The sequence below is a fragment of the Exiguobacterium sp. MH3 genome (assembly GCF_000496635.1).
In the GTDB taxonomy this organism is placed as follows: domain Bacteria; phylum Bacillota; class Bacilli; order Exiguobacteriales; family Exiguobacteriaceae; genus Exiguobacterium_A; species Exiguobacterium_A indicum.
In genome coordinates this window covers 1,605,901-1,631,564 of the sequence record NC_022794.1, presented here as the reverse complement: position 1 = coordinate 1,631,564, position 25,664 = coordinate 1,605,901, and the positions used below count along the sequence as shown (strand labels likewise).

General features: G+C 49.6%; 36 protein-coding genes. 25 read left to right on the top strand and 11 right to left on the bottom strand.

The window, feature by feature from the left end:
- Window positions 1–64 precede the first annotated feature (64 nt).
- Genes U719_RS08705 through U719_RS08695 form a run of 3 tightly spaced genes read right to left on the bottom strand, consistent with a single transcriptional unit; the run spans window position 65 to window position 2,054 of the window.
- Window positions 65–625, bottom strand: a complete 561-nt coding sequence (locus U719_RS08705; protein ID WP_023468388.1) for an AAA family ATPase — start codon at window positions 623–625, stop codon at window positions 65–67.
- Complete coding sequence (locus U719_RS08700) at window positions 622–1,032, bottom strand: hypothetical protein (RefSeq protein WP_023468387.1); 411 nt, start codon at window positions 1,030–1,032, stop codon at window positions 622–624. Before U719_RS08700 ends, U719_RS08705 begins: the two co-directional genes overlap by 4 nt.
- The gene (locus U719_RS08695; protein ID WP_235147666.1) at window positions 1,029–2,054 is read right to left on the bottom strand and encodes a serine hydrolase; all 1,026 of its coding nucleotides are present in this window, start codon (window positions 2,052–2,054) and stop codon (window positions 1,029–1,031) included. Before U719_RS08695 ends, U719_RS08700 begins: the two co-directional genes overlap by 4 nt.
- 138 nt (window positions 2,055–2,192) lie before the next feature.
- On the opposite strand from U719_RS08695, the gene U719_RS08690 reads away from it, so the two are divergent.
- Genes U719_RS08690 through U719_RS08680 form a run of 3 tightly spaced genes read left to right on the top strand, consistent with a single transcriptional unit; the run spans window position 2,193 to window position 3,592 of the window.
- The gene (locus U719_RS08690) at window positions 2,193–2,687 is read left to right on the top strand and encodes a sigma-70 family RNA polymerase sigma factor (protein WP_023468385.1); all 495 of its coding nucleotides are present in this window, start codon (window positions 2,193–2,195) and stop codon (window positions 2,685–2,687) included.
- Window positions 2,684–3,139 carry a hypothetical protein gene (locus tag U719_RS08685; protein WP_023468384.1) on the top strand — a complete coding sequence of 152 codons (456 nt, stop codon included), beginning with the start codon at window positions 2,684–2,686 and terminating at the stop codon, window positions 3,137–3,139. Before U719_RS08690 ends, U719_RS08685 begins: the two co-directional genes overlap by 4 nt.
- Window positions 3,140–3,154: 15 nt before the next feature.
- Window positions 3,155–3,592: a GNAT family N-acetyltransferase gene (locus tag U719_RS08680; RefSeq protein ID WP_023468383.1), complete on the top strand. Its 438-nt coding sequence runs from the start codon at window positions 3,155–3,157 to the stop codon at window positions 3,590–3,592.
- Here the strand turns inward: U719_RS08680 and U719_RS08675 are convergent.
- Window positions 3,584–3,967, bottom strand: coding sequence for a GNAT family N-acetyltransferase (locus tag U719_RS08675; RefSeq protein ID WP_023468382.1), 384 nt, complete (start codon window positions 3,965–3,967; stop codon window positions 3,584–3,586). The two genes, U719_RS08680 and U719_RS08675, sit on opposite strands and share 9 nt — an antisense overlap.
- On the bottom strand, window positions 3,964–4,629 hold the full coding sequence (locus U719_RS08670; protein ID WP_023468381.1) for an HAD family hydrolase: 666 nt from the start codon (window positions 4,627–4,629) through the stop codon (window positions 3,964–3,966). Before U719_RS08670 ends, U719_RS08675 begins: the two co-directional genes overlap by 4 nt.
- 39 nt (window positions 4,630–4,668) lie before the next feature.
- On the opposite strand from U719_RS08670, the gene U719_RS08665 reads away from it, so the two are divergent.
- Entirely contained in the window at window positions 4,669–5,514 is an 846-nt protein-coding gene (locus U719_RS08665; RefSeq protein WP_023468380.1) for an alpha/beta fold hydrolase, read from the top strand.
- The gene (locus U719_RS08660; RefSeq protein WP_023468379.1) at window positions 5,511–6,200 is read left to right on the top strand and encodes an alpha/beta fold hydrolase; all 690 of its coding nucleotides are present in this window, start codon (window positions 5,511–5,513) and stop codon (window positions 6,198–6,200) included. Before U719_RS08665 ends, U719_RS08660 begins: the two co-directional genes overlap by 4 nt.
- Here the strand turns inward: U719_RS08660 and U719_RS08655 are convergent.
- Together U719_RS08655 and U719_RS08650 are read right to left on the bottom strand one after the other, a co-directional pair.
- Complete coding sequence (locus U719_RS08655; protein ID WP_023468378.1) at window positions 6,162–7,025, bottom strand: sensor domain-containing diguanylate cyclase; 864 nt, start codon at window positions 7,023–7,025, stop codon at window positions 6,162–6,164. The genes U719_RS08660 and U719_RS08655 overlap by 39 nt on opposite strands.
- A 137-nt stretch (window positions 7,026–7,162) precedes the next feature.
- On the bottom strand, window positions 7,163–7,681 hold the full coding sequence (locus U719_RS08650) for a DUF4256 domain-containing protein (protein WP_041255118.1): 519 nt from the start codon (window positions 7,679–7,681) through the stop codon (window positions 7,163–7,165).
- A gap of 197 nt (window positions 7,682–7,878) precedes the next feature.
- Between U719_RS08650 and U719_RS08645 the strand changes: the two genes are divergently transcribed.
- The 3 genes from U719_RS08645 (at window position 7,879) to U719_RS08635 (ending at window position 10,099) form a co-directional block, all read left to right on the top strand.
- Entirely contained in the window at window positions 7,879–8,271 is a 393-nt protein-coding gene (locus U719_RS08645) for a hypothetical protein (RefSeq protein WP_023468377.1), read from the top strand.
- Window positions 8,272–8,378: 107 nt separating this feature from the next.
- Entirely contained in the window at window positions 8,379–9,068 is a 690-nt protein-coding gene (locus U719_RS08640) for an ABC transporter ATP-binding protein (RefSeq protein WP_023468376.1), read from the top strand.
- 62 nt (window positions 9,069–9,130) lie between these two features.
- Complete coding sequence (locus tag U719_RS08635; protein WP_023468375.1) at window positions 9,131–10,099, top strand: LLM class flavin-dependent oxidoreductase; 969 nt, start codon at window positions 9,131–9,133, stop codon at window positions 10,097–10,099.
- A 65-nt stretch (window positions 10,100–10,164) separates the two neighbouring features.
- Here U719_RS08635 and U719_RS08630 read toward each other — a convergent pair whose 3' ends face one another.
- Window positions 10,165–10,893, bottom strand: coding sequence for an SDR family oxidoreductase (locus tag U719_RS08630; protein WP_023468374.1), 729 nt, complete (start codon window positions 10,891–10,893; stop codon window positions 10,165–10,167).
- 85 nt (window positions 10,894–10,978) lie between these two features.
- Here U719_RS08630 and U719_RS08625 point away from each other — a divergent pair, with 85 nt between their 5' ends.
- The 13 genes from U719_RS08625 to U719_RS08565 all read left to right on the top strand — a co-directional run bounded on the left by U719_RS08625 (window position 10,979) and on the right by U719_RS08565 (window position 21,452).
- Window positions 10,979–11,422 (top strand): hypothetical protein, encoded by a 444-nt coding sequence (locus U719_RS08625; RefSeq protein WP_023468373.1) that lies wholly within the window; start codon window positions 10,979–10,981, stop codon window positions 11,420–11,422.
- A gap of 284 nt (window positions 11,423–11,706) precedes the next feature.
- Window positions 11,707–12,249 carry an alkaline shock response membrane anchor protein AmaP gene (gene amaP, locus U719_RS08620; protein WP_023468372.1) on the top strand — a complete coding sequence of 181 codons (543 nt, stop codon included), beginning with the start codon at window positions 11,707–11,709 and terminating at the stop codon, window positions 12,247–12,249.
- 15 nt (window positions 12,250–12,264) lie between these two features.
- Window positions 12,265–12,471, top strand: a complete 207-nt coding sequence (locus U719_RS08615; protein ID WP_023468371.1) for a DUF2273 domain-containing protein — start codon at window positions 12,265–12,267, stop codon at window positions 12,469–12,471.
- A gap of 42 nt (window positions 12,472–12,513) precedes the next feature.
- Window positions 12,514–12,951 carry an Asp23/Gls24 family envelope stress response protein gene (locus U719_RS08610; protein ID WP_023468370.1) on the top strand — a complete coding sequence of 146 codons (438 nt, stop codon included), beginning with the start codon at window positions 12,514–12,516 and terminating at the stop codon, window positions 12,949–12,951.
- A 288-nt stretch (window positions 12,952–13,239) separates the two neighbouring features.
- Window positions 13,240–13,422, top strand: a complete 183-nt coding sequence (locus tag U719_RS16755; RefSeq protein WP_143013614.1) for a hypothetical protein — start codon at window positions 13,240–13,242, stop codon at window positions 13,420–13,422.
- A 107-nt stretch (window positions 13,423–13,529) separates the two neighbouring features.
- Entirely contained in the window at window positions 13,530–14,288 is a 759-nt protein-coding gene (locus tag U719_RS08600; RefSeq protein ID WP_023468368.1) for a glucose 1-dehydrogenase, read from the top strand.
- 116 nt (window positions 14,289–14,404) lie between these two features.
- Window positions 14,405–15,319, top strand: a complete 915-nt coding sequence (locus U719_RS08595) for a methyl-accepting chemotaxis protein (protein WP_023468367.1) — start codon at window positions 14,405–14,407, stop codon at window positions 15,317–15,319.
- A gap of 163 nt (window positions 15,320–15,482) precedes the next feature.
- Window positions 15,483–17,000, top strand: a complete 1,518-nt coding sequence (nikA, locus tag U719_RS08590; RefSeq protein ID WP_023468366.1) for a nickel ABC transporter substrate-binding protein — start codon at window positions 15,483–15,485, stop codon at window positions 16,998–17,000.
- Complete coding sequence (locus U719_RS08585) at window positions 17,000–17,935, top strand: ABC transporter permease (protein ID WP_023468365.1); 936 nt, start codon at window positions 17,000–17,002, stop codon at window positions 17,933–17,935. The genes nikA and U719_RS08585 overlap by 1 nt, the downstream gene beginning before the upstream one ends.
- 173 nt (window positions 17,936–18,108) lie before the next feature.
- Window positions 18,109–18,759, top strand: a complete 651-nt coding sequence (locus U719_RS08580) for an ABC transporter permease (RefSeq protein WP_158408696.1) — start codon at window positions 18,109–18,111, stop codon at window positions 18,757–18,759.
- Window positions 18,707–19,453, top strand: a complete 747-nt coding sequence (locus tag U719_RS08575; RefSeq protein WP_023468363.1) for an ATP-binding cassette domain-containing protein — start codon at window positions 18,707–18,709, stop codon at window positions 19,451–19,453. Before U719_RS08580 ends, U719_RS08575 begins: the two co-directional genes overlap by 53 nt.
- Window positions 19,432–20,169 carry an ABC transporter ATP-binding protein gene (locus tag U719_RS08570; RefSeq protein ID WP_023468362.1) on the top strand — a complete coding sequence of 246 codons (738 nt, stop codon included), beginning with the start codon at window positions 19,432–19,434 and terminating at the stop codon, window positions 20,167–20,169. Before U719_RS08575 ends, U719_RS08570 begins: the two co-directional genes overlap by 22 nt.
- Window positions 20,163–21,452, top strand: coding sequence for an MATE family efflux transporter (locus tag U719_RS08565; protein WP_023468361.1), 1,290 nt, complete (start codon window positions 20,163–20,165; stop codon window positions 21,450–21,452). Before U719_RS08570 ends, U719_RS08565 begins: the two co-directional genes overlap by 7 nt.
- Window positions 21,453–21,491: 39 nt before the next feature.
- Here the strand turns inward: U719_RS08565 and U719_RS08560 are convergent, their stop codons facing one another.
- Window positions 21,492–22,091: a TetR/AcrR family transcriptional regulator gene (locus U719_RS08560; protein WP_023468360.1), complete on the bottom strand. Its 600-nt coding sequence runs from the start codon at window positions 22,089–22,091 to the stop codon at window positions 21,492–21,494.
- Window positions 22,092–22,199: 108 nt separating this feature from the next.
- On the opposite strand from U719_RS08560, the gene U719_RS08555 reads away from it, so the two are divergent.
- Complete coding sequence (locus U719_RS08555; protein ID WP_023468359.1) at window positions 22,200–22,727, top strand: hypothetical protein; 528 nt, start codon at window positions 22,200–22,202, stop codon at window positions 22,725–22,727.
- A gap of 18 nt (window positions 22,728–22,745) precedes the next feature.
- Here the strand turns inward: U719_RS08555 and U719_RS08550 are convergent, their stop codons facing one another.
- Entirely contained in the window at window positions 22,746–23,129 is a 384-nt protein-coding gene (locus U719_RS08550) for a hypothetical protein (RefSeq protein ID WP_023468358.1), read from the bottom strand.
- 145 nt (window positions 23,130–23,274) lie between these two features.
- Here U719_RS08550 and U719_RS08545 point away from each other — a divergent pair, with 145 nt between their 5' ends.
- Entirely contained in the window at window positions 23,275–23,682 is a 408-nt protein-coding gene (locus U719_RS08545) for a hypothetical protein (RefSeq protein WP_023468357.1), read from the top strand.
- Between the two features lie 25 nt (window positions 23,683–23,707).
- Here the strand turns inward: U719_RS08545 and U719_RS08540 are convergent, their stop codons facing one another.
- Window positions 23,708–24,274, bottom strand: coding sequence for a recombinase family protein (locus tag U719_RS08540; protein WP_023468356.1), 567 nt, complete (start codon window positions 24,272–24,274; stop codon window positions 23,708–23,710).
- Window positions 24,275–24,473: 199 nt separating this feature from the next.
- Between U719_RS08540 and U719_RS08535 the strand changes: the two genes are divergently transcribed.
- Entirely contained in the window at window positions 24,474–24,947 is a 474-nt protein-coding gene (locus tag U719_RS08535; RefSeq protein ID WP_023468355.1) for a hypothetical protein, read from the top strand.
- Complete coding sequence (locus tag U719_RS08530; RefSeq protein WP_235147577.1) at window positions 24,829–25,659, top strand: nucleotidyltransferase domain-containing protein; 831 nt, start codon at window positions 24,829–24,831, stop codon at window positions 25,657–25,659. The genes U719_RS08535 and U719_RS08530 overlap by 119 nt, the downstream gene beginning before the upstream one ends.
- Window positions 25,660–25,664: the final 5 nt, after the last annotated feature.

The following is a 25,664-nucleotide window of genomic DNA, read 5'->3' as shown; positions in this document are numbered from 1 at the left end:
TCGGTTGGTCTTTTTGCATTCGTTGATGAAGAAGCGGGTGCTTTATGCACGATTGTCATGTTCTTCAATCAGTCGACACCGCATCGAAGAGAGCGTCAAGCGTCGGATTCGTGACATGATCGAGGAATGTGTCAACGTCTTCCGTCGAACGAAGACGAACGATTTTGTCCGCTTCACCTGTAACTGGCGACTCGATTCGTTGCCGCTGATAGATGTCGTAGTACGACGAGTCGCCACGAATCTCTCGTCCATCGCGTTTGGAGTGAGTCAGTCGATTTAAAAAAGTGGCTTCGGGTAAATCGAACCAGACGAGGATCGAGCGGAACGTCGATCGGGAGAATGGATCTAATAATTGTTTCCGACCAATCCGCGTGGTGTTGGCGTTACATAAGATGATCGTCTCGACGGAAGACGTGATTGCCTGTTCGATCAACCATCCCGTCAAGTCATGTTTGATCTGATTCGGTCCTTCTGTTGGAACGAGGTCCGGATAATGTTCGAGCAAAAAGCGTGCTTGAAGATCCTGATCGATGACAAGGCTTGCTGGTAGACGTTGAGCAAGCTGTCGTGCGAACGTCGTTTTCCCGGCATGGGTCGGTCCGATCGTCAACAGGACGGTCCTCATGACGTCAGTTGTTCTTCCGGTAAGCGATCAGCGAGAATCTGCGCGAGCCAATCTTCTTTCGTTCCGAAGCAAGAGGTCGTCTGTCCGATATGATAAAACGTACTGGCCAATGGTCCGGTGAAGTAGGTCGCATCCGGCATACATAAGTAAATCGGGCGATTCGTCGCGAGCGCAATCCCGAGTTCGACGTGACTACTTTTTCCTGCTGGTAACACGAGGACGAAGGCGTCCGCTTGTTGTACGGCTTCGAATTCAGCAAGACCAATCTTTCGTAATGCTTCAGGATCCTCTGCCCGATCATTCATCGTCCAGTCGTATGTTACATCGTGTCCACGCAAGCGGAGTTCATCGCGGAGCCAGCGGACGGTCAACGTGTGATCAAAGCGAGAAGCGATATAAAGGTTCATGTATGGATTCCTTTCTCAAGTAAAAGTAGTTCGATGGCCTGAACGAGCGCGTAGGCTCCGTCAGACGTATTCGATAAGACGGTGACGATCGTTTCCGATTGTGGATAATAGGCGGAATGAAAGCTGACACCCGGGTCGTAACCCATGATGTGCCACTTCTCGTGTGTGGCATCGAGTCGTTTCAGCCAGACGCCGTAACCATAAGACGCAACATCGTTGACTTTGACGTGGGGATGAAACAGTTGCGTGGTCATCGATTCGGACAGCAACTGATGCGTCAGAAGGCTTCGCCAGAAACGTTCCATGTCTGATGCTGTGAGGAAGGCACCGCCATCTGGTCCACCAATGATCGGTAACGCATAGTGATTCGTTCGCCACGTTCCGTCTTCATTCTCGATGTGGCCTGTGGCTGTATCCGCCGGTAGCGAGTCGAGTCGGAAGTAACCAGACTGTGTCATTTGCGCATGAGCGAATAATTCGTTCGTCACGTAATCCGAGAAGGGTTGTTTCGTCAATTGTTCGATCACGAGACCGAGCAGGATGTATCCCGCATTGTTGTAATGAAAACGTTCGCCCGCAGTGAACTGTCTTTTTTGGTCCTGAAACAACGGTAAAAAATCGATGGGACGACGCAAACGGTACATTGGGAGATCTTGAAAGACCTCCTCGAAATCGGTCATCGTCGCTTCGTCAAAATAATCACCGATGCCTGACGTATGAGTTAACAGATGATGTATGGTCACGCTGTCTAGATCGATTCCTATGTCCGGTAGAATCGTCGCGACGCGTTCGTCGAGTGCAACCTTTCCTGCCTCGACTAACCGTAAGATAGCGACCGCCGTGAAAAGTTTTGCACCAGAGGCAATTCCGAATCGCGTCGTTTCTTTATTCAATACACGGTAGCCCTGATGTGCGAATCCGTTAGCATGACTAAAGATTTGTTCACCTTGCTGGTGGATGGAGACCGCCCCTTCGAGATGCATAAGCTCCGGTAAAGCAATGAGTTTCTTGTACACGTTCATCATCCTCTCTGTTTCCCATCCTATCGAATTCATTCATGTAAGAAAAGGGAATTATAAGAAAAATTTGAAAAAAATGAAACTTTTTAAACGTGTCGCGTATCTAATAGGGGAGTGATTGCCAAAAAGGAGGATGCCGATGTGTTTCGAAAGTCAGGTGCAGCATTATCCGACGCTGCTTTTGAAGCAGCTTTATTCGCAGAAGAAGACTATGTGTACCGTATTTCCTTCATTTATCTGAAAGAGGAGGCGGCAGCGCTTGAGAACGTCCAAGAGGTCGCGTACCGGGCATGGCGTGGGCGAAAGAGTTTACGGGATGCTTCGTATTTTAAGACGTGGTTGACGCGCATCACGATGAATTGCGCTTTCCAGCAACATCGAGCGTCGTTTCAGCCGCTCGCGATCGAACCGAGTCAAACGACTTCGTTTGAAGAGCGTCTCGTCGATCGCTTGTACTTGGACGATTTACTGGATGTCCTCGAGCCGACCGAGCGATCAATCGTCTACTTCCGGTATGAAGAAGATTTGTCATTGCAAGAGATTGCGCAAGCATTCAATGTGCCACTGAGTACGATCAAAAGCACGTTGTACCGCGCACTCGAGAAAGTACGACGACAGAAGGGGATGAGTCTATGAATCACGAGCCAAAAATCTTGATCGATGTACCGTCATCTGTCAGGCAACGGACAATCCAAGGTATCCGCAAAGCGAAACGGCGCCGGCGCTCGGTACAAGCTGTTTGCCTTGCTGCAGGTCTGACGATCATCGGCTTTAGTTCCTTGCATGAGACCGTTCCCGAACAATCATCGCAATCGATGAGGGTCGGCATGTATTATGATGAACAGTTTTACAAAGTATCAAAAGAGATGACGAATTTAGACTGGCAACAGCTGAAAGGGAAGCGACTCGGCGTCACGGATGATGTCTTGACCGATACGCAACTGGAACAGGACACATCTGATTTTGCGTCGAACCTCGATGCGTTTACCGTCTATCAAATCAAGGATGATCCGGTATCTGAGCACGTGCTGGTCGTTGGTCAGGAAGAGGGAAGAGAACGGGTGATGATTCTGTCACCAGAACAGTAGAAGGGGGAAAGGGAGATGAACATCCGGTCTTGGACAACAGACGATCTACCGCAATTGGTCGGTTTGATGACGCAGCTCGGGTATCCGGCAAGCGAGAATGTGTTACGCGAACGGTTTACACGGGTCACCCGTCATCCGGATTATGAATTGCTTGTGTTAGAAGACGACGATATGCTTCTCGGCTGCGTCGGTCTGTTTCAGGCGCAAGCGTTTGAGCACGATACGACCTATGTCCGAATCGTCGCGTTCGTCGTCAACGCGAAATATCGTCGGCAGGGAATCGGACGCCGCTTGATCCGAGCAGCGGAAGACTGGGCGCACGCAAGAGGAGCAACTGCCGTCTTGCTGAACAGTGGTAATCGACCGGAACGCGAAGCAGCCCATCACTTTTATCAATCGATGGGCTACAGCGTGACGAGCACGAGTTATTCGAAATCACTCGCTTCATCGTGATTTACGGAAACCATGGAAAGCACGAAATCCTTGTTGTTCATAAAAAGAAGCAGCTTGACGGGTTGCCAGGAGATCGATCCGCGTCGGATAGGTAAGTTGCAAGTGATCGAGTAACTGTTGTCCGTACCCACGCTTGCGTGCGTTTCGGCTGACGAGGAGCTCACAGACGAACGTCGTCACTGAACCGTCCGTTAAAGCGCGGACATAGGCAAGGATTTCTCCGTCAGACTCAAGGACGAAAGCGGCATTTGCATTCATCCACGCGTTGCGAGTCCGCTCTTGATCAGCGACGAGATCCTGCCATCCTTCTAATGCGTTCAATCGATGAATCTGCTCAAAATCGTCAGGCTGGAAACGGCGAATCTGTTCCGTCATGGCTGGTTCTCCTTTCGTATCAGGTCTTGGAGTGGAGCAGGTAACTGGCACCAGTCCGAAAATTGCGTGTCGGTCAATGGAACATCGCCTGTGCGCTTCCAAATCGCCTGCATGCCGAGGGCGCGCGCCGGTAAGATGTCGTGGTCGTAATTGTCGCCGACATAAAGGACTTCGTCCGGGCGAACACCTAAACGGTCCGTTAAGCGCAAGAAAAATGCCGGATCCGGTTTACGGACGCCTTCTTGTTCCGAAATCCCGATCTGCGTAAAAGAGGGAGACAGTCCGATTAAGTCACAGACAGCACGTTGAAACGTCGTCCGACCGTTCGACAGTAAGCCGATGGGTAGCTCAGGCGGTAATTGCGCAAAAAAGGCGTCGACTCCCGGAAAGCTCCGTGCGAAGATCGGATAACGCGTCACGTAGTCGTGTAGCAGTACTTCAACAGAAAGCGACAACTGGAAGCGACGAATCATTTCCGTATAGACGACGTCCTTCCAGACGCGTCCTTCTTGATCAAGCGCCAAGAACGTCGTGATGTAGTCGTCGATCGGAACATGCGCAACTTCACGAAAACGTTGATGCTGATCCCGAAGGAAATAGGGAAGAGAACCGGACCGGTCATGTAACGTCTCGTCTAAATCAAACAATAGGGCACGAATCAAGGTAAACACCATCTTTCAAAGTTTAGAGGAGTGATTATAATGGAACGAATTATGCAACATCAGGGAAAACAAGTGACGTATTATGACGACGGTTCGAAAGGTCGACCGTTGTTACTCCTCCCCTCGCTCGGTGGGACGTATCAGGACTGGGCGGACATTCTGACGAAACTGACACCGGACTACCGGGTCGTCAGCTTTCATCCGCACGAATGGTCGGAGGATTACATCGACGGGACGACCGGCATCTTACGGCAAATCAATCAGTTTCTTAACGCGACGAATATTGCGACTCCGGTCACACTCGTCGGTCATTCCTACGGTGGTCTTGTTGCGCAAGCTTTTGCTCTACATCATCCAGAACGTGTCGCCGGTCTCGTTCTCGTGGATGCGACGTCCGTTGATTTAGCAGAACTCGATCAGCTGGATACACCGATGCTCGACCGGGAAGGGGATGACGCCGTCTGGATCGATCGGTTCGAAGAACTATCAAAAGCAACTGATTTACGTGACCGTTTCCCGGACGGGGATGACCGCACGGATTGGAACCCGGCGTATTACCGGTCGATGCATGCGATCATCTCGCAGTGGAAAGCTGATGCGAAAGATCTTCAACCACGCATGCGCGATCTCGGTGTTCCGTTGACCGTTCTTGGACGGGACAAAGCGCAGTCGATCGAAACGATGAGCGCTGCTGGTTTTCCAAAAGACGAACTGGAGCAGATGGAAGGAAAATGGCAGGAATTGATTCAGCGACAGGCGAATCTATCCGATCAGGCGAACGTGACGTTCGTTCCGGGAACATCACACCTGATGCATCGCGATCGTCCGGACGTCATCGTAGACGCGATATTGACACTACATCAATTTAAGGAGTTTACCGTATGACACGTATGTATGTACTACATGGTTTAATGGGAACGGCAGCAACACACTTTGCACCACAGCTATCCGCTTTAGCGGATGATTTTACGTTCATTCCGATTGATCTGCCTGGTCACGGAATGACGACGGGACCGGCAACGGAAGATTACTTATCACAAGCAACACGTGCCATCCGCGAACGGATGGCACAGGAAGGTCCAGGATGGATTCTCGGGTTGTCGCTTGGCGCAACGCTTGCGATGCAACTGGCACTCGATCCACCGGACGAACTCGAAGGGGTATGTATCACGGGTTTTTCACCATTCATTCCTAAAGCGATGGAGCCGCTGATGCGCAAGCAACGAGAGTTCTTCCTCGACCTCGAACAACAAGCACCGGAAATTGCCGACCAGTTCGAACAGTTGCATGGTCCTGCCTGGAAAACGACGGCGCGGGCAGTCCTCGATTTGATGACGTTCCGTTTTCCGGCATTAACGGAAACGATGCTGCAGTCGATCACCTTACCGGTCGTCATCCTAAACGGAACGAATGAAACATACGAAGTCGACGCAACCGCGTTCGTTGCGGAACACGTGCCGAACGTCATCGTCTTACCGGTCGAGGGAGCCGGGCATACGGCGAATCTCGATCAACCGGAACGCTTCAACACCTTATTGCTTCAAGCGCATCAATCCATGCTGACGACTTAAGCGATCATTCATCTTTTCTTGATACATCTGCTCATCTGCCTCATGCAGGACGTCGTCGACACGGCGTCCTGTTGTCGTATGTACGGCGCCGATTGCGAGCCCGATTTCGTGTGTCGCGAACGTCGAGCGGACGTGTTCGACGAATCCCTCAAACAGCTCAATCGACGGACTCTCATCGATCAAGACGAATTCATCACCACCGATCCGGTAGCCATGGTCTGTCAAGCGGCGGATGCAAAGTCCTGTTTGTTCAAGCAAGGCATCACCGACCGCGTGACCGAACCGGTCGTTGAGCTCTTTTAGTTCATTCAAGTCAAGCAGAATCACCCCATACGCCGTCTTCTCTTGATCGAGTGTGTGGACAGCCTCGTTGAAGGCATGGCGATTCCCTAGACCAGTCAAGGCATCGATCCGGTATTGATCGAGCAATGCCTGTTGTGATTTCAACTGTTCGTCAATGTTACGGATCACCCCTTGGATGGCGACGATCTGCCCATTTTCGCAAATGGGTGTCGCATATTCTTCAAACCAGACGTACGTTCCGTCATTGGTCCGCCAGCGTTGCCGAAACGGCTGATCGTAATCACAATCGCCCGAAATCTTCGACATCAAGACTTCGATGTCTTCCGGATGAATCCGCGCGAAACACTCGTCCGGATCCATGTAGCTGGCTGCTGCCACGCCTTTCCCCATATGGTCATCGAGGGAAGGACTGATATAACGAAACCGATATTCCGGCTGCACTTCGAACACGTAGAAGATATCTTTACACAATGCGATCGTATCCGGCTGTTGCTGGCGGAATAACCGGAAACTGATCAACATGATAAGACCACCTACAATCAATCCCAATACAAATATGACGTCCACCTCCTCTACTCATCGACCATCATATCATAATTGGGTTTTATTACCTATAATTTACAAAAAACACTCTACTTCAATCGTAAAGTGTTTTTGGATTAATCAAGCTCAATGCAGACACGAAATCCTCGGCTCGCATAATAGGAATCCGCTCCGTTGTGATAGATGAACGTCGTCTCATAACGACGATCTCCGAACAAAGCGCCACCTTTTTGACGGATCAGGTCTGGCGTCTTAAGCCAGCTGGAGGTTTTTTCGTCAAACGAAAACTGCGTCTGTAGTTCTTGATACTGTTCTGGTGTTAAGAGGTGCACCTCTAGCATCTCAATCATCGATTCGACACTTGCTGCGGGCGCATTTTTCTTGCGACTAAGTCGAGCAGATTCATCAAAACAGACACTTCGACGACCAGCTGGACTCTCTTTGGCAGTGTCGACGATGACGAGTCGTCCATTAAGAGCTACGACATTCGGATCGCCGCCTGTTTGTTCCATCCAAGCGAGGGCTGTTCGTTTGGATGACGTCAGGCGAGACTCGACCTCGTCATACGAAAGACCCTCGTGGCGATCAGGAGTAGCTTCAAAACGATCACGAAAATTCGTGAATTGGTCCTCCATCGGTAAAACCTCACTTTCCTAGTCCATTTTTTCCATTATTCTATGAATACGCTTCCAGTGCAATCGTTTAGTGACTGAATAAGTCAATCTGAAGACAATTGACAAATGAAATCGGACTGCCTACACTAATTGTACATATACGGTTTCTGTTGCGATCGCGCGTACAGGAACGACATTTAGGAGAGGAGCCCAACCGTATGCGCTGGATCAGTTATGCGGCTGTTGTGACGATTCTTTCGTTCTTAGCGTTCACAGCATATTCGTTCTTGACGACGATCGACTTTGAGATCGTCTATCAGTTCGGAACGTTTGCGATGACGTTATCCTATTTTATCTTTGGTTTACCGATGTTATGGATCGTCCGCCATTATCCATTGACCCTTCGTTTACTCATTTACGTGACGACGAGTAGTGTCGTTCTGTTTCTTTTCATTGGTTTATATGAAGCGTGGCATGATGCATCGCTGTCTCCGCTACCACCAACCGGAAGCATGATTCAGTTCACGGCTCTTGCTTGTCTATTATTCGTTTTACCGTATGAGATCGTCTATCGTAAAAATTTCGTTTCCATTCAACCACGTGTTTCTTGACAGTATTCTTGTTCCTCAAGAGTGCTGTTTTTTATTTCCTTTCATTTAGAAGGAATTCCCAATAAATTCTTGAATTATACGTTATCACGAATTTTGGAGGGTTACATATGGAAGGAACATTTCAATGCAAACAGATGGGAAAATCATTTTCGGGAGACGGTGTCGAGACACATGCGTTACAAGACATCGAAGTGACGCTTGAAGCAGGTGACTTCATCTCAATCATCGGACCATCAGGTTCTGGAAAGTCGACGTTACTCAGTCTAATCGGAACGCTCGATCGTCCGACGAGCGGAGAGTTGCATTACGACGGAAAACCAATCAACAAACTAAATAGCAAAGAACTATCCGACTTCCGGTTCGAGAACATCGGCTTCATCTTCCAGCAGTTTCATTTGATTCCAACGCTGACAGCGCTTGAGAATGTCATGGCGCCTTTGTTCGGTCGAAAAGTACCATACGATAAAAAAGAACGCGCTGAGCAGTTACTCGCGCAAGTCGGTCTCGCCGATAAAGCAGGCAGTTTGCCGTCGCAACTTTCCGGTGGACAACAGCAACGGGTCGCCGTTGCCCGAGCACTTGTTCATGAACCGAAATGGTTGCTTGCCGATGAGCCGACAGGGAACCTCGATACGGATACGGGAGAAATCATCTTCAATCTCTTACGGTCATTAAACGAAGAGAAAGGCTGCGGCGTCTTGTTCGTCACCCACGATCCGGCACTCGCCGAACGGGCGAACCGAACGATCGAGATGCGAGATGGCGTCATCATCGAAGATCGTCTCGTGCGTGTCTGAGCCTCGTTTTTGAACTCCGTTCCTCCACGCTTTACACTGAAAGGGTAGAGGAGGAATGCGTGATGCGACTAGGAATACTGGATCAAGTGCCGTTACACGAGGGCGATACGGTCGAAGCGACGATGGAAGCGACGGAACGACTCGTCTTAGAAGCCGAGCGACTCGGTTACGAACGGTACTGGTTCGCCGAACATCATAATACGAACGGGTTGCTCAGTGCGGCACCGGAACTGTTCATCGCCCGAATGGGTGCGAAGACGTCAAAAATCAAGCTTGGTTCAGGTGGCGTGTTGTTGCCGCAGTATCATCCGCTGAAAGTCGCCGAGAGCTTTGCGACGCTCGATGCGTTTTATCCGGGACGAATCGAACTCGGGATCGGTAATTCGCCGGGCGGGAGCGAACGGACACGACTTGCGTTGACGGATGGAGAAGAAAACCGGGCGGCGGAGTTTAGTCGACTCGTCGATGAGACGGCGGGCTTTTTAACAGACAGTCTATCGAATCGACACCCGTACCGGATCGTCAAGACGACACCACGTGACCGGAAACCGTCACCGATTTCGATCCTAGGTCTGTCACCACGTAGCGCGCGGATTGCAGCTGAACAAGACCGTGGTCTCGTGTTTGGTCACTTCATCAATCCGGATCGTTGGGAAGAGACGCTCTCGACATATCGCGAGGCGGGCGGGAAGAACGTCATCGTCTGTGTTTTCGTTATCTGTGCTCCGACACAAGAAGAAGCAGAACGTCTCGCTCGAACACAGGATGCCTGGATTCAAGGTGTCCGACTCGGGAATTCAATCGTTCCGTCATTTAAGACGACAGAATCAAAGGTCTGGAATGACGTGCAAGTAGAACGGATTCGCAAAGATCGCCGACGAGCGATTGTCGGAACACCGGATGTGGTTGAGCGTGAACTAGAGGTATTAGCAACCCGTTATCAAACGGATCAATTTTTACTAATCAACAATGCCTTTGATCAAGAAAAACGATTGCAGTCGTACCAGCTCATCGCGGAACGACTACTCTAAACAGAACAGGACCCCTCGTTAGCTGTTTGGCAAATGAGGGGTCCTGTCTACAAATCTACAAATAATTAACGTTGAGCGGTTGGACGAATCAAGATCTCGTTGATCGCGACATCCTCTGGTTCGTTGACGGCATATGCGATGGCACGCGCAATCGCGCTCGCATCGATCGCTTTCAAGTCACCGATCCCTTGTTTGATCTCGTCATCCGAGATATGGTCCTTCAATTCTGTATCGACCGCTCCCGGTGAGATGATCGTTGCACGGATGTGATTGTCGACCGATTCTTCCTTGCGGAGACCTTCCGTAATCGCGCGAACGGCGAATTTCGTACCGCTATAGACGGCGCTCGACGGCATGACTTCGTGACCTGCTACGGACGAGATGTTGATGACATGTCCGCTTTTTTGTTCGCGCATGTACGGCAAGACGGCTCCGATTCCATGGAGAACACCTTTGATGTTGACGTCGACCATCGTGTTCCATTCATCCTGTTGATTCTTATGGAGGTGTGACAGTGGCATCAATCCCGCGTTATTGACGATGACATCAACTGAGCCAAACTTGTCTTTTGCAAGCTTAGCGAGTGCATCGACTTGCTCGCGATCCGTCACGTCCGTCACTTGGTAGACGGCTTGACCACCTTCTGCTTCAACGGCTTTGACGAGTTCTTGCAAACGATCTTCCCGGCGTGCAGCAAGAACGAGTTTTGCTCCTTGTTTCGCAAGTTCCTTTGCGGTTGCTTCCCCAATCCCGCTTGATGCTCCTGTAATGATGACGACTTTATCCTGAATCATCTGAACTCCTCCTTTTGAATAACGTACTCCTTGAAAGGTATTGCCGCTTTTATTGATTTGAAAACATTGTGTAGGAGGTTGCCTCGTGAAACAACAAACGTTTATTGGTATAGTGCTGATTAGTTTAGGGTTACTCTTCTCGCTGGATCCTTTCCGCCATCAACCACCAGCACCCGACGTGACGATTGAAAATCGTGAAGCAAAGGTGTACTTAGGAACCTATACGTGGTCGGGTCTCTTTTTAGGAGAGACGGCTGATGCAAAGGTTGGACCAGTTGAACAAGTAAAAAAGAAACAAGGTGAACGCGTTGCACCGGAAGAACAGATGTCGATTCTTTTTCGAGATGGTCCGCATCCAAAAACTGTTACCGTTGAGTTATGGTCCGTTACAAATGGAAAAAAGCTTAGAACGTTTCAGGACGCAGAAAATATCACTTTGCCAACGACCCATGGAAAATATGTCTATCAGATTAGAGCAGGGTGGGAAGAAGGAAACGGTTATTTTGCCATTCCAATCGAAGTGGAATGATCATTTTAAAAAAACGTATTGACGAAGTATACGGGAAATGATAAATGGATTAGATTGTTGACCTCTTTTTAGTTGAAAGAGGTCTATTTCCGTTAAATATAGTAAATAATCCACTTGTTTCACTAACTATAGTCTGAAAAATCAGAATATATGAACATTTTAACAAAAGTGTATGTAAATGTTTCGGGTTCGAATGAACGGGAATAAAAGCACCATACACATAATAGTTCATGTGTTGAATCACCTAGGTGAAAGAAGTTAACAATCGTAAAGGAGAGGTGCAGATGAATGGGTTCAATCGATTCTTACTCGTCATCATAGGCATACTCGGACTCGTCAGTGTCGGGCTGCTTGTGCTCGGTGTGTATGATGTTCCACGGCTCAGTTCGTTAATCGAGCAGTGGCAGGATCAGCAATGGTATAGCTATACCGTTCTATCCATCGGAGGTTTTTTAGCATTCGTATTCGTCATTCTATTATTCACAGGATTGTTCAGCCGCTCAAAAGGTCAACGTCTGTTGATTCAAACGGGTGACGGAACGATCACGATTTCGAAGGAAACGATCGAACGGACGGCACTGGAGTCGATTCGTGGGATTGGTGGCGTACGGACACCGCGTGTCCATGCCGACATCCATTCGAAAAAAGAGACGGTTGCTTTAAAAGTCGACTGCTCGGTCTTCGGACAAGAAGGACTGCCGACGATCGCGAAGGATATTCAAGAACGCGCTAAACAAGCCGTCGAATCCTTACTCGAGTTGCCGGTAACGAGTACGAAGGTCACAATCAGTGACACGAAAACAAAAACATCGGAACGTGTCGTCTAAGAGAGGAGAGGGAACATGAAGACAAGGGAAGCACTTTACCCGTATCGGTTCCGACTGATCGGAGGACTTGTCGGTCTAATCCTCGCCATCTTATTCTTGACGATTGGCTTTGGTCCGACAATTCTCATCGTTGCCTTCGCAGCGATCGGATTCTTGCTTGGGAAGTGGCGCGATGGTGCGCTCGATATCGAAGGGTGGATTCAGTTCTTTCAACGGGACTGATTCATATATATTTAACTACACATTCAAAAGGAGAGATTTCAAATGGCAAACGAAGTAAACACAACAACTGAAAACGAAGTGGTACGCGAGAATAAATTGACGTTCGAAGATCAAGTCATCAAAAAAATCGCAGGGATCGCGTCGAATGAAGTGACAGGCATCTTGTCAATGAGTGGTGGATTCATGAGTGGACTGACGGATCGTCTCCGGAGTTCGGAAGACATCACGAAAGGAATCGGTGCGGAAGTCGGCGAACGCCAAGTCGCACTCGATTTGAAAGTCATCGTCGAATACGGTAAAAACATTCCGTCAATCTTCCAAGAGACGGTCGCTAAAATTAAAAAATCGATCAGCGACATGACAGGACTTGAAGTCGTCGAAGTCAACATGCACGTCGAGGACGTTATGACACGCGCTGAATTTGAAGCAAAAAATAAATCGAACAACGAACAAGAAGAAAAGAGCCGCGAACTGCAATAAGCAAGTCCAAAGATCCGACGAACTCGTCGGGTCTTTTTTATGTGGTCATAACATGACTCCATCTCAAAAGTAACGATTAGATAGGGTACGATAGATATAAGAATGATCATTAGCTAAGGAGGCATCGTATCTTTGAAACCAAACGATCCGTATTATATCTGTCCTGTGTGTGGGTGCGATAAACTTGAAGATCCACCATATTATGAACACTTTGCGGGGAGTAACGAAATTTGTCCATGCTGTGGTTTTGAGTTCGGTGTAAATGATTTCGACTGCGTGGAAATAGACATGAAACAGTTGTCAGACGAAGAAATCATAAAACAAGCACACGAAATCTATCGACAAAACTGGATCAATCATCAATTTAAATTATTTGATCCGAGCAAGTTCCGAGAATCGGAGAAATCCGGAAAACGGCTCAACGTTGATGTCGCATTGAAACAATTGCAACGCATTAACTGCAGGACCTGACGAAAATCGTCGGGTCTTTTTTTCATGGAATTGACACGACGTTTGACTAAACTAGAGCCTTTTTCGGGAATAGATTAGTATCACGATAAACGAAAGGATGATTCATGATGCGACTAACAGGTAAAACGATCATCGTCACGGGAGCTGGCTCAGGAATGGGTGAAGCCATGGTCAAATTGTTTGCACAAGAAGGCGCACGGATCGTCGCAGCGGACATTCGGTTGGAAACCGTGGAACGGGTCGTCTCTGACATCAAGGAAGCAGGGGGAGAAGCGATCGCTGTTGCGAGTGATATCGCCAAACCAAAGGCAGCAACAGAACTCGTCCAACAAGCGCTTGAGGCTTACGGCAAACTGGACGTTCTCGTCAACAATGCGGGAATCATGGACGGAATGGAGGGAGTGGAAGACATCTCCGATGAACGCTGGGATCATGTTCTCGCCGTCAATACGACGGGAACGATGCGTCTGATGCGCGAAGCGGTCAAGCATTTCAAGGAAGTAAAAGGTGGTGTCATTTTGAATAACATCTCGATTGGCGGTCTGAACGGTGCCCGAGCAGGAGCAGCCTATACCGCTTCCAAACATGCCGTCATTGGTTTGACGAAGAATACCGCCTTCTTTTACGCCGGAGAGGGGATCCGCTGTAACGGCATCGCTCCTGGAGCCGTCGAGACGAACATCGGGCAATCGATGACGAACCTGAATGAATTCGGAATGGGACGGGCGATGCTCGGCATGGGACTCAATCCACGTGCCGGTCAGCCGGATGAGGTCGCAAAATTGGCAATGTTCCTCGTGTCTGACGAGGCGAGTTTTGTTAACGGGGCAATCGTCGTCGCCGATGGTGGATGGAGTGCGTATTAAAAATCGTATATTATTTACTAGATTACAGTTTAAAATGGCAGGAACCTGTCGATATAAGGGATAATATGACAATAGGAGCATTATGACCTTGAGTTTGAATCCAGGGAGGAATCGGCATGTCGATGCAGGAACAAGCAGCACACGTCACCGACACACAAGTCATTCGAGCAATCGAGCAAAATCTGGCAATCATTCGCTTCGACGATCGACGGAAAGTCGCATATGTCAACGAGTTGTTTGCCCGGACGATGGGGTATGAAGTGGAAGAGCTAATCGGTAAATACCACCGTGATCTTTGCTTTCCAGCGTACGTCAACAGTCCGGATTATGAGTTGTTTTGGCGCAAATTGATGCAAGGCATCACCTATCAGGACAAGATTGAACGCCGGGCTGCTGATGGGCAACAGAAATGGCTCGAAGCGACCTATATGCCGATCTATTCGGATGACGGGCGCCGGGTCGTCGGTGTCTCAAAAATTGCATCGGACATTACGATTCGCCAACAGGACGTCTTACGGATGGCGGCTGAACTCAACGAGACATCCGCGTTCTTGACGGTCAAATCGGAGAGTGGTCGTCAGGATGGTCTGAACGTGCTGGCGACCGTCCAACAAGTCGAGGCGGAATCCGTCGAGAATCTGTCGAGCCTTGTTGCCTTACGAAAGGATGCGAACTCGATCACCGACATCGTCAAGACGATCCGTGATATTGCAGCGCAGACGAATCTGCTCGCCTTGAATGCGGCGATCGAGGCGGCACGTGCTGGTGAACATGGACGTGGGTTCGATGTCGTCGCGACCGAAGTCCGAAACCTGTCGAACAAAGTGTCGCACTCAATCGGAGAAATCAAGAACAACATTGAAGGGATCGTTGAGCGGATTGAAGATGTTTCACACAGCATCGAGCGGATTTCGTCTAAGGTCAAGGACAGTACGGGGCAACTCGAACATACGGTCAGTGAGTTCGATCAATTGGCTGATTCAGCGAAACAACTCGAGCGTCAGGCAAAACAATTCGTCGACGTCTTATAAGAAATACACCGCTACCGAATCACACGAGCTGTTCGCTTGTAGTTGATTCGGTATTTTTTTTGATGGCAAATTCAATATAGAGAAATAGAAAAGACGCTTGTTAAATCGGAATCGTTACGATATGATGTAAAACGTAATTATTCCGAATTAAAGGTGGAGAACAATGTCTACATATAAAACTGCTAGCCTTATCGGTAGTGTCTTCCTCGGTTTGACACTTGCCGGTTGTGCTGCTTCTGATAAGCCACAAGAGCAAAACCATTTGACGTTCGTCTATAACTTCGCGACACAATCGCTCGATCCGCATCGCGACAGCAGTTATGTTCCGCTTCGCGCAGGGGTGACGGAGACGCTCGTCCGTCTTGATGACGAACGATTGACGGTCGAGCCGTGGCTTGCGAAAAAATGGTCCTACGAAGGAAAGCGAACATGGCGGATCGTCTTACAGGAAGACGTGACGTTCCATAATGGGAAACAACTTGATGCGGCAGCCGTCAAATCGTCTCTCGAACGCTCAATCGACGAAAATCCAGGTGTCAAGAATGCCTTGAATATCGAGACGATCAAAACGGACGGACCCGATTTGCTCATTCAAACGAAGACGACATATCCAGAGTTCATCTCGGAACTCGTCAATCCGAACACAGCAATCATCGACACGAAAGCGAGCGGGGTAACGAAGGAACCGATGGGAACCGGTCCGTTCCAAGTCGAGCGGTTCGCTCCGGGAACAAAAGTCGAGTTAAAACGTTTCAAGTCCTATTGGCAAGAACAAGCGAAACTTGATTCCGTTGATTTTGTCTTCAACGAAGATGCTGGCGCACGGACGAACGCTTTGCGTGCCGGACAGGCGGATATCGTCTATCGACCGGAAATCGAGAGTGTCAAGCAGTTGAAGTCTGAAGGATTAACAGTCCAAGCGACGGATACTTTCCGTGTCCATCAGTTGACAATGAATGTCGCGAACGGTCCGATGCAATCGCTTGAAGTCCGACAGGCAATGGATGCTTTAATCAATCGAAAGCAACTCGTCGATCACGTCCTCCAAGGATATGCGGTGCCAGCACGTGGTCCGTTCCTATCGTCATTCCCATTTGCTCCGAACTATCCGCAACAAGTGCAGAAGACGCCTGAGGAATGGCTCAAACAAGCCGGTTATACAAAACAAAACGGACGGATGCAAAAGGACGGTCGTCCTTTAAAGCTGACGTTATTGACGTATGCGGCTCGACCAGACCTGCCGTTGATCGCTCAAGTCATTCAAGATGACGCGAAAAAGATTGGTGTCGCGATCACGATTAAACAAATCGATGTCCCAGAAGAATACATGGCAAGTAACCGGGACTGGGATATCGCGACGTACAGCAATCTGACAGCTCCGCGTGGGGATGCTGGATATTATTTGAACGCGACCTATCATCCGAACGGGGGACTGAACTTCAGTCGTGTCGCGGATCCGAAGTTGACGAAACAGATCGAGACGTTAAATGAAACGATTCAGATCGAGGAGCGATCACGGCTTGCGGAGCAGATCGCGCGATATGTCGACGAGAAACGCTACAATAGCTTCTTGCTCCATCCTTCAACACTCGTCGCCTATGACAGCAAACGCGTCAAAGGATGGAAAACGGAAAAGAGTGAATACTACATGATCACGATCACGTTGCAGGTGACCGATTGATGCATTCGATCGTCAAACGACTGCTATCGCTGAGTCTATTCACTCTACTCATCACGTTCAGTTGTTTTGTCTTGTTACGGTTACTGCCGGGTGATCCGGTCTTGACGTTATTGAATATCGATGAATTATCAGCAACGCCCGAACAAATCGAGGCCGCGCGCCGTGAATTAGGATACGATCAGCCGTTGCTCGTCCAGTACGTCCGTTGGCTGCAAGACATCCTCACCTTACGTCTCGGAAACTCGTTACAGACGGGGCGACCGGTCATCGAGATGTTGTTAGAGAGTTATCTCGTGACAGCGGAGCTGGCACTTGGCGGTATTTTGATTGCCTTATTGATCGCCTTACCCCTAGGAATCGGTAGCGCCTTGATGACGCGCCGAAGCGTCGTCCGTCTTGCGCACCTTGTCAGCATGAGCGGAGCGACCGTGCCTGGTTTTTGGATCGGTCTGTTGCTCGTCGACCTGTTTGCCGTCCGTCTCGGATGGTTACCTGTGATGGGACGGGAGGGGATGACGTCACTTGTCCTCCCGGCTCTATCGCTCGGCTTTCCACTTGCGAGCGTTTATATTCCATTGATTCGACTGAATCTACGCCGTGAATTGAACCAACCGTACATTGAGTTGGCACGGATGCGTGGTATATCCGAGCGGACGATTCTTTGGCGTTATGCGTTACGCGGCAGTTTGCCACCGGTCCTGTCCGTGTTCGGTCTGACGCTCGGCAGTCTTGCCGGGGGTGTCGTCGTCCTCGAAGTCCTGTTCGCGTATCCCGGTGTCGGAAAGTTAATGGTCGATGCGATTTTGCAACGCGATTATCCACTGATTCAAGGCTACATCTTGCTGACGACAGGCATCATTCTTGTCTTGCATCAAGGTATCCGGTCGCTAAACCGGGCGTTACGACCAGATTGGCAGAAGGGAACACACACATGAAAAAAAGATGGCTCATTTTCGGAGGATGTCTCCTACTATTTATTTCATATACCGTATACGTTAATCCATTTGATACAAGCGTAGCGAAAAGACTTGAGCCTGCTTCATTCGAACATTGGCTCGGAACAGACGGTTTAGGACGAGATTTCGCAGCTCGTCTTTTTTTAGCTGGTTTGATATCCTTAGGTTTCAGCCTGCTTACGGTGTTGCTCACAGCGTGCATCGGTACCTGTCTTGGTTGTCTAGCCGGTTTTTATGATGGACGACTCAAGCACTTGATTCATCGATTAGAAGATGGTCTCGTGATTTTCCCTGACACCGTTCTAGCACTTGTCATCGCCGGATTATTTGGTGCCAGTCCTCAAAGTTTGATCTTTGCGATTTTACTCATCAAATGGATTTCCTACGCGCTATTAAGCGAGACACTCGTGACCGAGACGATGCAAAAGCCATACATCAGCATGGCACGCATCAACGGGTTAACAGACAGTATGATCTTACGACGCCATATCTTGCCGCCCATCATCCGACAAGTCGTCGTGTTAATGAGTTTGGATGTCGGCAAAGTCATCTTATTCTTATCGGCATTCTCTTATATCGGGCTTGGTGTCCAAGCACCACTGCCAGAGTGGGGAGCAATGTTGAACGAAGGACGTCCTTATTTCAGTTCCGCACCCCGGCTCATGCTTTTGCCAGGTGCGTGCATCGTCTTGACCGTCGTTGTGACGATGGGATGGACACGGTGGATGAAGAAAAAAGGAGGACAAGTAAATGATTCAGATTCGGAACTTACACGTTCGGGCGAAACACGTCCTTCTGCATGACATGAATCTATCGTTACCAGCTCATCGATTCATCTGTCTCGTCGGAGCGAGCGGGAGCGGTAAGACGCTCTTGCTTAAACGATTACTGGATCGATTGCCGGACGGGATGTCGTCGAGCGGAGAAGTCATCTCGGACGAAGCTCTTCGGCGTGGTCTCGATATTGGTTACATACCACAGCAGTATACCGATGCGTTTCTTCCGTTTTTAACGATGCGTCAGATGTTACGGGATACGTATCGCGCACATGGGCGCAAGATTGATCATCCTTATATCGATGACGTCTTGCGAACACTTGAGTTGGACCCGACCTGGTTGGATCGGTATCCAGGAGAGTTGAGCGGTGGGCAATTACAACGGTTTGCGATCCTGTTTGCCGTTGCCTTAAAACCACGGTTGATTTTAGCGGATGAATTAACGACAGCACTCGATCCCGTCTTGACACGTCGTTTACTCGACTGGTTGACCGAGTACCAACACCAGTACGGGGCAACGATTGTGTTCGTCACCCACGAATTAGGACCTGCTTTACATTACGGGGAGCAACTCATCTTAATGCAGGATGGACGAATCGTCGAGACAGGAACACCACAGATGATCGAGCAAAGTCGTCATCCGTTCACGACTAGCTTGATGCAAGCACATCGTACGTCACTGGAAGAAAGGAAGAGTTCATGCCACCAGTCTTATCCGTAACAGATCTTACTTATCAGATAAAGGATCAGTCCCTCTTGTCGAATATCTCCTTTCACGTAACGAAAAAGGCGTCACTTGGCATCATCGGGGAAAGTGGGAGTGGCAAGACGACACTCGGACGATTGATCCTCGGTCTGCTTAAACCTACACATGGTTTGATTTCCTTACATGGAAAGGTATTTCCGAGTGGGCAACGAAACGAGCGACGAGCTATTCAAGCCGTCTTTCAACATCCTCTCGCTTCCTTTAATCCAGAATGGACGGTGCGGGAATCGATTCTTGAACCGTTTCGTCAGCATCGTCCGATTTTGCAGCATTTCCCAGCGACGTCAGAAGAGGATCTTATTACAGCTCTCGCGTTTGCTGTCGGGGTCGAGGAACGGTTATTCGATCAATTGCCCCATCAATTGAGTGGGGGACAAATACAGCGTGCCGCGATTGCCCGCGCGATTTCGATTGAACCCGACATCATCGTGATGGATGAGCCGACGACGGGACTTGATGTCGTCTCTCGCGCACAGATCATCGAACTACTAGAACGCCTGCAGCAGACACTCGGTGTCAGTCTTGTATTGATCTCGCACGATATCGACTTCATCCGGCGTCTCTGTTCAAAAACACTTGTCTTACGTGACGGTCGCGCTGTTGATTTGATTGATCGATTGGAATCAGGTAGCGCGTATACCCAACGATTCGTCGAGGCCGGAACATGGTGAACGCACAACCGACCCACAAAACGTACTGGTTACTCGCTTATCCGCTGATTCTCTCAAGTATTGCAACACCCTTACTTGGTGTAACCGATACCGTCGTCATCGGTCAATCCGGTGATCCGCGGGCGATCGGCGGCATCGCCGTCGGAGCCGTCTTCTTCAATACGATTTACTGGTTGTTTGGTTTCTTAAAAGTCAGTACGACAGGATTCAGCGCCCAAGCAAGTGGGGCGAATGACGTACATGCTTTACGGACGTCACTTTACCGACCGCTGTTTCTAGCAGCTTGTATCGGTCTGCTTATCCTGTTGTTTCGACAGCCGCTCGAGCAAATCGGACTGTACTTACTGGCACCACCCGCTGACTTGCTCGGTGCGGTCAAGACGTATATCTCATACCGGATGATTGGCGCACCGTTCGTGTTGATGGGTTATGCGTTACTCGGCTGGTTGATTGGTACCGGTCAGGTCAAGCATGCCTTGTTCGTCCAATTGTTCAGTACAGGAGTCAATGTCGTTCTCGATATCGGATTCGTCTACGGATTGGATGCCGGTGTTGCTGGAATTGCGGTTGCGACCGTCATCGCGGAGATCAGCATCGTCGTCTGTGCTCTGTACCTGATCCGTGGTCATTTGACGATGACGCGTGATGAATGGCGTGCCTTGACGGCATGGCAGGCGTACCGTCAATTCTTTCAAGTCAATCGTGACTTGTTCATTCGCACGATTTTCCTTCTACTCGTCACCGGCTGGTTCACACGTGCTGGAGGACAATTCGGACCGGATGTCCTCGCAGCCAACGCGATCCTGCTACAAATCCAGTATCTGATTTCGTACTGGTTCGGTGGACTCGGTCATGCGTCAACGGTTCTCGTCGGTCGGGCGAGAGGGCATCAAGATCAGGCAGGATACCGGACGAGTGTCCGTTTGGCACGGACGTTCGGATTCTACTCGGTCGTCTTCTGGTCACTAGTGCTTCTCTTCCTTGAGACACCGCTCCTTCAATTGTTCACTTCAGAAGAGGCAATCTTAGACGCAGCGCGCGATTATTACTTCTGGATCATCATCCTACCGCTTCTCGCCGGTTGGGCGATGATTTATGAAGGCATCTTTGCCGGGCGAGTTGAAGCAACACCCGTCCGAAATTCGATGATTCAAGCAGGCATTGGTTTTGCGGTCGTCATCCTGCTGACACCGGCTTTTGAAAATCAGGGTGTCTGGGCAGCGTTTTTGACGTTCTTCTTGATTCGTTCCTTATCGTTGATTCTCGTAGAAGCAAGACGATGAAAACCCGCTGTTTCCCTCGTGCGTGAAGGGAACAGCGGGTTATTTGTCGTCGATCGCTAAAGGACGGACGAAGAGGGTGTTCAAGTGATGGACGAGCACATGACGCAGGCGTTCTTTTGGTAATCGTTCTGGTCGAAACAGAGCATGAAAGGCTAACCCGTCAACGAGTGCTGCGAGCCGTTCACTCTCAAGCTCAATGTCTAAGCCCGCGCGGAGTGTACCGTCCGGAATCTGTGTCAACAGTACCTGGACCATATGGTAGATATCATCCGGATTTTCTGTCGCATGCGACGTATACGCGGACATCATGAATTGAAACCAGACCTGCATCTCGAGCTGATGCTCGGGTGCATAAGGTAAGACCTCAAGTAAGACGTCACATAACGTTTCTTCCGGGGTTCCTCCTTTCTCGAAAATGGTTGTGATGCGTGCTTGGACCCGTTCTTGGACGAGGTCCATCGAGAAGCGGAGCAACTCGTCCTGGGTCGTGAAGTAATATCGCAAGGCACCCAGTGAGAGTCCCGCTTCCTTGGCGATCGTCCGGACACTGGCTTGTTCAATACCGACTTGAGAAATCGTGCGCCACGTCGCTTCCGCGATGAGGCGTTTGCGTTCTTCGTGATTGACTTGTTTTGGCATACCTCGATTATATCATCTTTTTAGCACGAATGTATTAAAAAGACTAGTCAAGCTACAAAAGAGGTGTTATCTTTATGATACAGTCGTATTAAAAAGGAGAGGATTGATATGCAACTTGTCGCGTGGGCAATCGTCTGTTGTGAGATTCTATTTTGGGTATTCATCGTCGCTGGACTAATCGTGCGTTATGGATTCAGACGAGAGAAGCTTGGTTTTCGATTGATGGCGATGTCACCGGTCATTGATATTGTCTTACTGGTCTTAACGGTGTTTGACTTAAGTCGCGGCAGCACAGCGACGATCGCGCACGGACTTGCTGCGATCTATATCGGCGTCTCACTCGCCTTTGGAAAACAGATGATTGCCTGGGCGGACGGGATGTATCGCCGGTTCATCCTGAGAGAACAAGTATCACGGGAGCGCATTTCAAAGGCACGTAAAGAGCGAAACGGGTTCTATCGGCACGTGCTGGCCTTTTTGATTGGTGGAGCGTTACTCGGTGCGATGATTCTGTGGCTGGGAGATGCGAAGCAGACGGAGAGTCTCTTACGGACGTTACAATTGTGGGGACTCGTCCTCGTGATCGATGGGGTCATCTCGATGAGTTATACGGTCTTTCCGGCTCGATCCAAATAAAAAAACGAACCTTGTCTGTCAGCGGTCGACAGTGAAGGTTCGTTCCCGAATCGTATTCGTATGAACTTGTTTGCGGGCGTCGATCGAATCCCGAATGTGGATGATGTAGCGACGTCCTTTTTTATATCCCGTACGTGGCGGTTTAATTCGGATCTCTTTGCCGTCAAGGACTTCAATCTCCGTTTGCATCCGCTCACCGTTCGAATCCGTCACGGTGACTGTTCGGTTTGAGACTTGCTCCTTCCGTAATCCTTTCGCATATTCGATGTCGAAGGTATGGTACGAGGAGATGGAGCGGGCACGCGATTTGAAGTGTGGCTCGTCCGTCCGTTCGTCGAGGGTGCAGTAGCAACCCGTGAACAAAAGACTCGCCGAGAGGAGTATCGAAAATAGATGTTTCACGAAAACGCTCCTTTATGTATTTGGTAATTTTAGTATAAGACAAATTTTGGGTTACGACAATCCTTCTTAAGACCGAGTCGTTGACATCTATTAAATTCAAGCAGCTCCATGCTATAATCGACCGAGAGAAAGGAAGCGATACACCATGCCAGTACAACCAGACCAACGCGAGATCATCGTCTCGATCCGGACGAGTTATGATTTTAAAGCGGATACCGGTCGCGCGATCCGCGTCATCGAGTTTCACGGACGCCGGACAACGCTGTTCGATACGTTCGAAGCGTCATCACCGAAACGGATGATCTTGATCGAGATGATTCGCGCCGTCCAATCGTTCAAGGAACCGTTCCATATCATCTTCAACGTCGAATGTAACTTCGGTTTCAAGTATTTGACGGATCAGCGGAAATGGGAAAACCGGGACGTCGGGAATACGTTCCTCGACTTGATCGAACAAGGCGGTCATACGTATGAATTACGAGACAGCTCGTTCTATGAAGGCGGAAAAGCCCTCCAAAAATGGCTCGGCAACACCTTAAAGCAAAATAGCTAAAAAAAAGGCTGATTCCATGATGGAGTCAGCCTTTATCTGTATCGATTGTCTCGCTTTCGAGATATCGGTACAACGTACTTTTACTAATACCGGTCTGTTCTCGGATATCAGCGAGCGAATAGTTTTTACTTTGATACATCGCGATCGCGCGGCGGACATTTTCATCCGGCTTCCGCGGTCGACCGGTCTGCTTTCCTTGTTCTTTTGCTTTTGAGAGTCCGGCACGCGTCGACATGCTGATGACGTCACTTTGCAGCTGGACCAGGTGGCGTGCCGTTTCAAGAAACGACAAGGAAGCACGCTCGCTCGTCCGAATCTGTTCGCGGAGTGACCACAGCGTCGCACCGCGTGTCTCCATGTGCTCGAGCATCTCGATCAAGTGCCGCGTCGAGTCTGCTAAGATGTAGAGATGCGTGACGATGACTTCGTCTCCCGTCTGAAGGGTCTCGAGCATCTGTTCTAATTCCGTCCGTCGTTTCGCTGAATCATGCGTCTCGATGACACGTGTCGTCACATTCATCTTGTCGGCTTCCGCTTGTTGCGTAGAACAGTCTGGATCATCCGGATAGGGTCTCATGTAGAAATATTGCATGGATGGAGCTCCTCTCTGTCGATCACGATCGACGTCAGTTCCTCATCAGTATACCGTATTCTCACCTCCGTGCCGCAGAAAACCGAAAACAAGCCTTTCTTCTCATGTTCGTATCGACTAATTTGTGGTAAATTGAGTGGAAGTAAGTTTCTCGGACTCATCCCGATACCATTCATTCTTTTTAAATGAGGTGCTCATCATGAACAAAGAAGATCATCAACTCGCCCGTCAGCTTTTGACGACCTATTTCATCGGTACACAATTAGCCACGGTCCATGTCGCAGGCTACGTCACGCTCGAATTCATCAATTTGTTCGATACGACTGCGCCTGAACTACGACTTCGGATCGAGACGGATCGTCTGTTTTATGGCGATGTCGAGACGACACAGGACTGGGTCGTCCGCCATGCGACGAAGGAAGAGATGTTACACTTGATCGTCTCGCTTCACGCGGAACGCATCACCGGTGTCCGGATCGGAAAGACGGCACCCCACTTATTCCTAACGTTTAGCAACGGACAAACGCTCGTCCTGAACGGATCGGATACATATTATGAATCGTGGGCGATCGGTATCGGTCTCGCGCCACACCGAGCCGACGCGACGATCGTTGCCGTACCGGGTGACGAACTGGCCGTCTTCTCCGGCATCGGTGAACAAGTTGAAGACTAAGTGGACACGCATGGAGTGGTGCGACTGGATCATGCCGCTCGTTGCGTCACGGTATCCGAATCACTGTGCTGTTTTACTTGCCGGCAGTCATACGCGTGGGCAAGCGACCGCACAATCAGATGTCGATGTGATCATCTTTGAAGTGAGTCGAGGTCAGGCGTACCGGGAATCGTTCGTTCATGATGGTGTCCCGGTCGAAGCATTCGTCCATTCCTTTGAGACGATTCAGTCGTTTTTCGAGAGTGACCGGGAACGTGGTCGCCCGTCCCTGCAACGAATGATTGCTGACAGTTGGACGATCGAGGACCATCCAGACCTTGCATCTATCCGTCAGGAAGCCGTTCAACAATTGGCGGACGGACCTGTTGTGTGGACGACTTCGGAACAAGAGCGCGCACGGTATTTTTTAAGTGATGTGCTCGACGATTTCGAGAGTGTAACGAACCGCGCGGAAGGTTTAGCGATTGCGTCACGTTTATATGAACAGAGCATCGAGTTCGTTCTTCGTGCCAATCGTCGCTTCATCGGACAAGGAAAGTGGGCGATTCGTGCTCTTGCGGAGTTTGACGAAGACTATGCTAGTCGACATACGCTGGCATTCGAGTTGTATTATCAATCGGATGACCGACGAGAGGTCGTCGCGTTAGTCGATGATTATCTCGCACCATTCGGCGGGCGTTATTTTGACGGCTTTACGCTCGGTAAACGATAACAAGC

What these genes read in the sequence shown, in the direction of transcription:
- U719_RS08705 (WP_023468388.1), bottom strand. Translation starts at nt 625, where the DNA reads ATGAGGACCGTCCTGTTGACGATCGGACCGACCCATGCCGGGAAAACG.
- U719_RS08700 (WP_023468387.1), bottom strand. Translation starts at nt 1,032, where the DNA reads ATGAACCTTTATATCGCTTCTCGCTTTGATCACACGTTGACCGTCCGC.
- U719_RS08695 (WP_235147666.1), bottom strand. Translation starts at nt 2,054, where the DNA reads ATGAACGTGTACAAGAAACTCATTGCTTTACCGGAGCTTATGCATCTC.
- U719_RS08685 (WP_023468384.1), top strand. Translation starts at nt 2,684, where the DNA reads ATGAATCACGAGCCAAAAATCTTGATCGATGTACCGTCATCTGTCAGG.
- U719_RS08680 (WP_023468383.1), top strand. Translation starts at nt 3,155, where the DNA reads ATGAACATCCGGTCTTGGACAACAGACGATCTACCGCAATTGGTCGGT.
- U719_RS08675 (WP_023468382.1), bottom strand. Translation starts at nt 3,967, where the DNA reads ATGACGGAACAGATTCGCCGTTTCCAGCCTGACGATTTTGAGCAGATT.
- U719_RS08665 (WP_023468380.1), top strand. Translation starts at nt 4,669, where the DNA reads ATGGAACGAATTATGCAACATCAGGGAAAACAAGTGACGTATTATGAC.
- U719_RS08660 (WP_023468379.1), top strand. Translation starts at nt 5,511, where the DNA reads ATGACACGTATGTATGTACTACATGGTTTAATGGGAACGGCAGCAACA.
- U719_RS08655 (WP_023468378.1), bottom strand. Translation starts at nt 7,025, where the DNA reads ATGTTGATCAGTTTCCGGTTATTCCGCCAGCAACAGCCGGATACGATC.
- U719_RS08650 (WP_041255118.1), bottom strand. Translation starts at nt 7,681, where the DNA reads ATGGAGGACCAATTCACGAATTTTCGTGATCGTTTTGAAGCTACTCCT.
- U719_RS08645 (WP_023468377.1), top strand. Translation starts at nt 7,879, where the DNA reads ATGCGCTGGATCAGTTATGCGGCTGTTGTGACGATTCTTTCGTTCTTA.
- U719_RS08640 (WP_023468376.1), top strand. Translation starts at nt 8,379, where the DNA reads ATGGAAGGAACATTTCAATGCAAACAGATGGGAAAATCATTTTCGGGA.
- U719_RS08635 (WP_023468375.1), top strand. Translation starts at nt 9,131, where the DNA reads ATGCGACTAGGAATACTGGATCAAGTGCCGTTACACGAGGGCGATACG.
- U719_RS08630 (WP_023468374.1), bottom strand. Translation starts at nt 10,893, where the DNA reads ATGATTCAGGATAAAGTCGTCATCATTACAGGAGCATCAAGCGGGATT.
- amaP (WP_023468372.1), top strand. Translation starts at nt 11,707, where the DNA reads ATGAATGGGTTCAATCGATTCTTACTCGTCATCATAGGCATACTCGGA.
- U719_RS08615 (WP_023468371.1), top strand. Translation starts at nt 12,265, where the DNA reads ATGAAGACAAGGGAAGCACTTTACCCGTATCGGTTCCGACTGATCGGA.
- U719_RS08610 (WP_023468370.1), top strand. Translation starts at nt 12,514, where the DNA reads ATGGCAAACGAAGTAAACACAACAACTGAAAACGAAGTGGTACGCGAG.
- U719_RS16755 (WP_143013614.1), top strand. Translation starts at nt 13,240, where the DNA reads ATGAAACAGTTGTCAGACGAAGAAATCATAAAACAAGCACACGAAATC.
- U719_RS08600 (WP_023468368.1), top strand. Translation starts at nt 13,530, where the DNA reads ATGCGACTAACAGGTAAAACGATCATCGTCACGGGAGCTGGCTCAGGA.
- U719_RS08595 (WP_023468367.1), top strand. Translation starts at nt 14,405, where the DNA reads ATGTCGATGCAGGAACAAGCAGCACACGTCACCGACACACAAGTCATT.
- nikA (WP_023468366.1), top strand. Translation starts at nt 15,483, where the DNA reads ATGTCTACATATAAAACTGCTAGCCTTATCGGTAGTGTCTTCCTCGGT.
- U719_RS08585 (WP_023468365.1), top strand. Translation starts at nt 17,000, where the DNA reads ATGCATTCGATCGTCAAACGACTGCTATCGCTGAGTCTATTCACTCTA.
- U719_RS08575 (WP_023468363.1), top strand. Translation starts at nt 18,707, where the DNA reads ATGATTCAGATTCGGAACTTACACGTTCGGGCGAAACACGTCCTTCTG.
- U719_RS08570 (WP_023468362.1), top strand. Translation starts at nt 19,432, where the DNA reads ATGCCACCAGTCTTATCCGTAACAGATCTTACTTATCAGATAAAGGAT.
- U719_RS08565 (WP_023468361.1), top strand. Translation starts at nt 20,163, where the DNA reads ATGGTGAACGCACAACCGACCCACAAAACGTACTGGTTACTCGCTTAT.
- U719_RS08560 (WP_023468360.1), bottom strand. Translation starts at nt 22,091, where the DNA reads ATGCCAAAACAAGTCAATCACGAAGAACGCAAACGCCTCATCGCGGAA.
- U719_RS08555 (WP_023468359.1), top strand. Translation starts at nt 22,200, where the DNA reads ATGCAACTTGTCGCGTGGGCAATCGTCTGTTGTGAGATTCTATTTTGG.
- U719_RS08545 (WP_023468357.1), top strand. Translation starts at nt 23,275, where the DNA reads ATGCCAGTACAACCAGACCAACGCGAGATCATCGTCTCGATCCGGACG.
- U719_RS08540 (WP_023468356.1), bottom strand. Translation starts at nt 24,274, where the DNA reads ATGCAATATTTCTACATGAGACCCTATCCGGATGATCCAGACTGTTCT.
- U719_RS08535 (WP_023468355.1), top strand. Translation starts at nt 24,474, where the DNA reads ATGAACAAAGAAGATCATCAACTCGCCCGTCAGCTTTTGACGACCTAT.
- U719_RS08530 (WP_235147577.1), top strand. Translation starts at nt 24,829, where the DNA reads ATGAATCGTGGGCGATCGGTATCGGTCTCGCGCCACACCGAGCCGACG.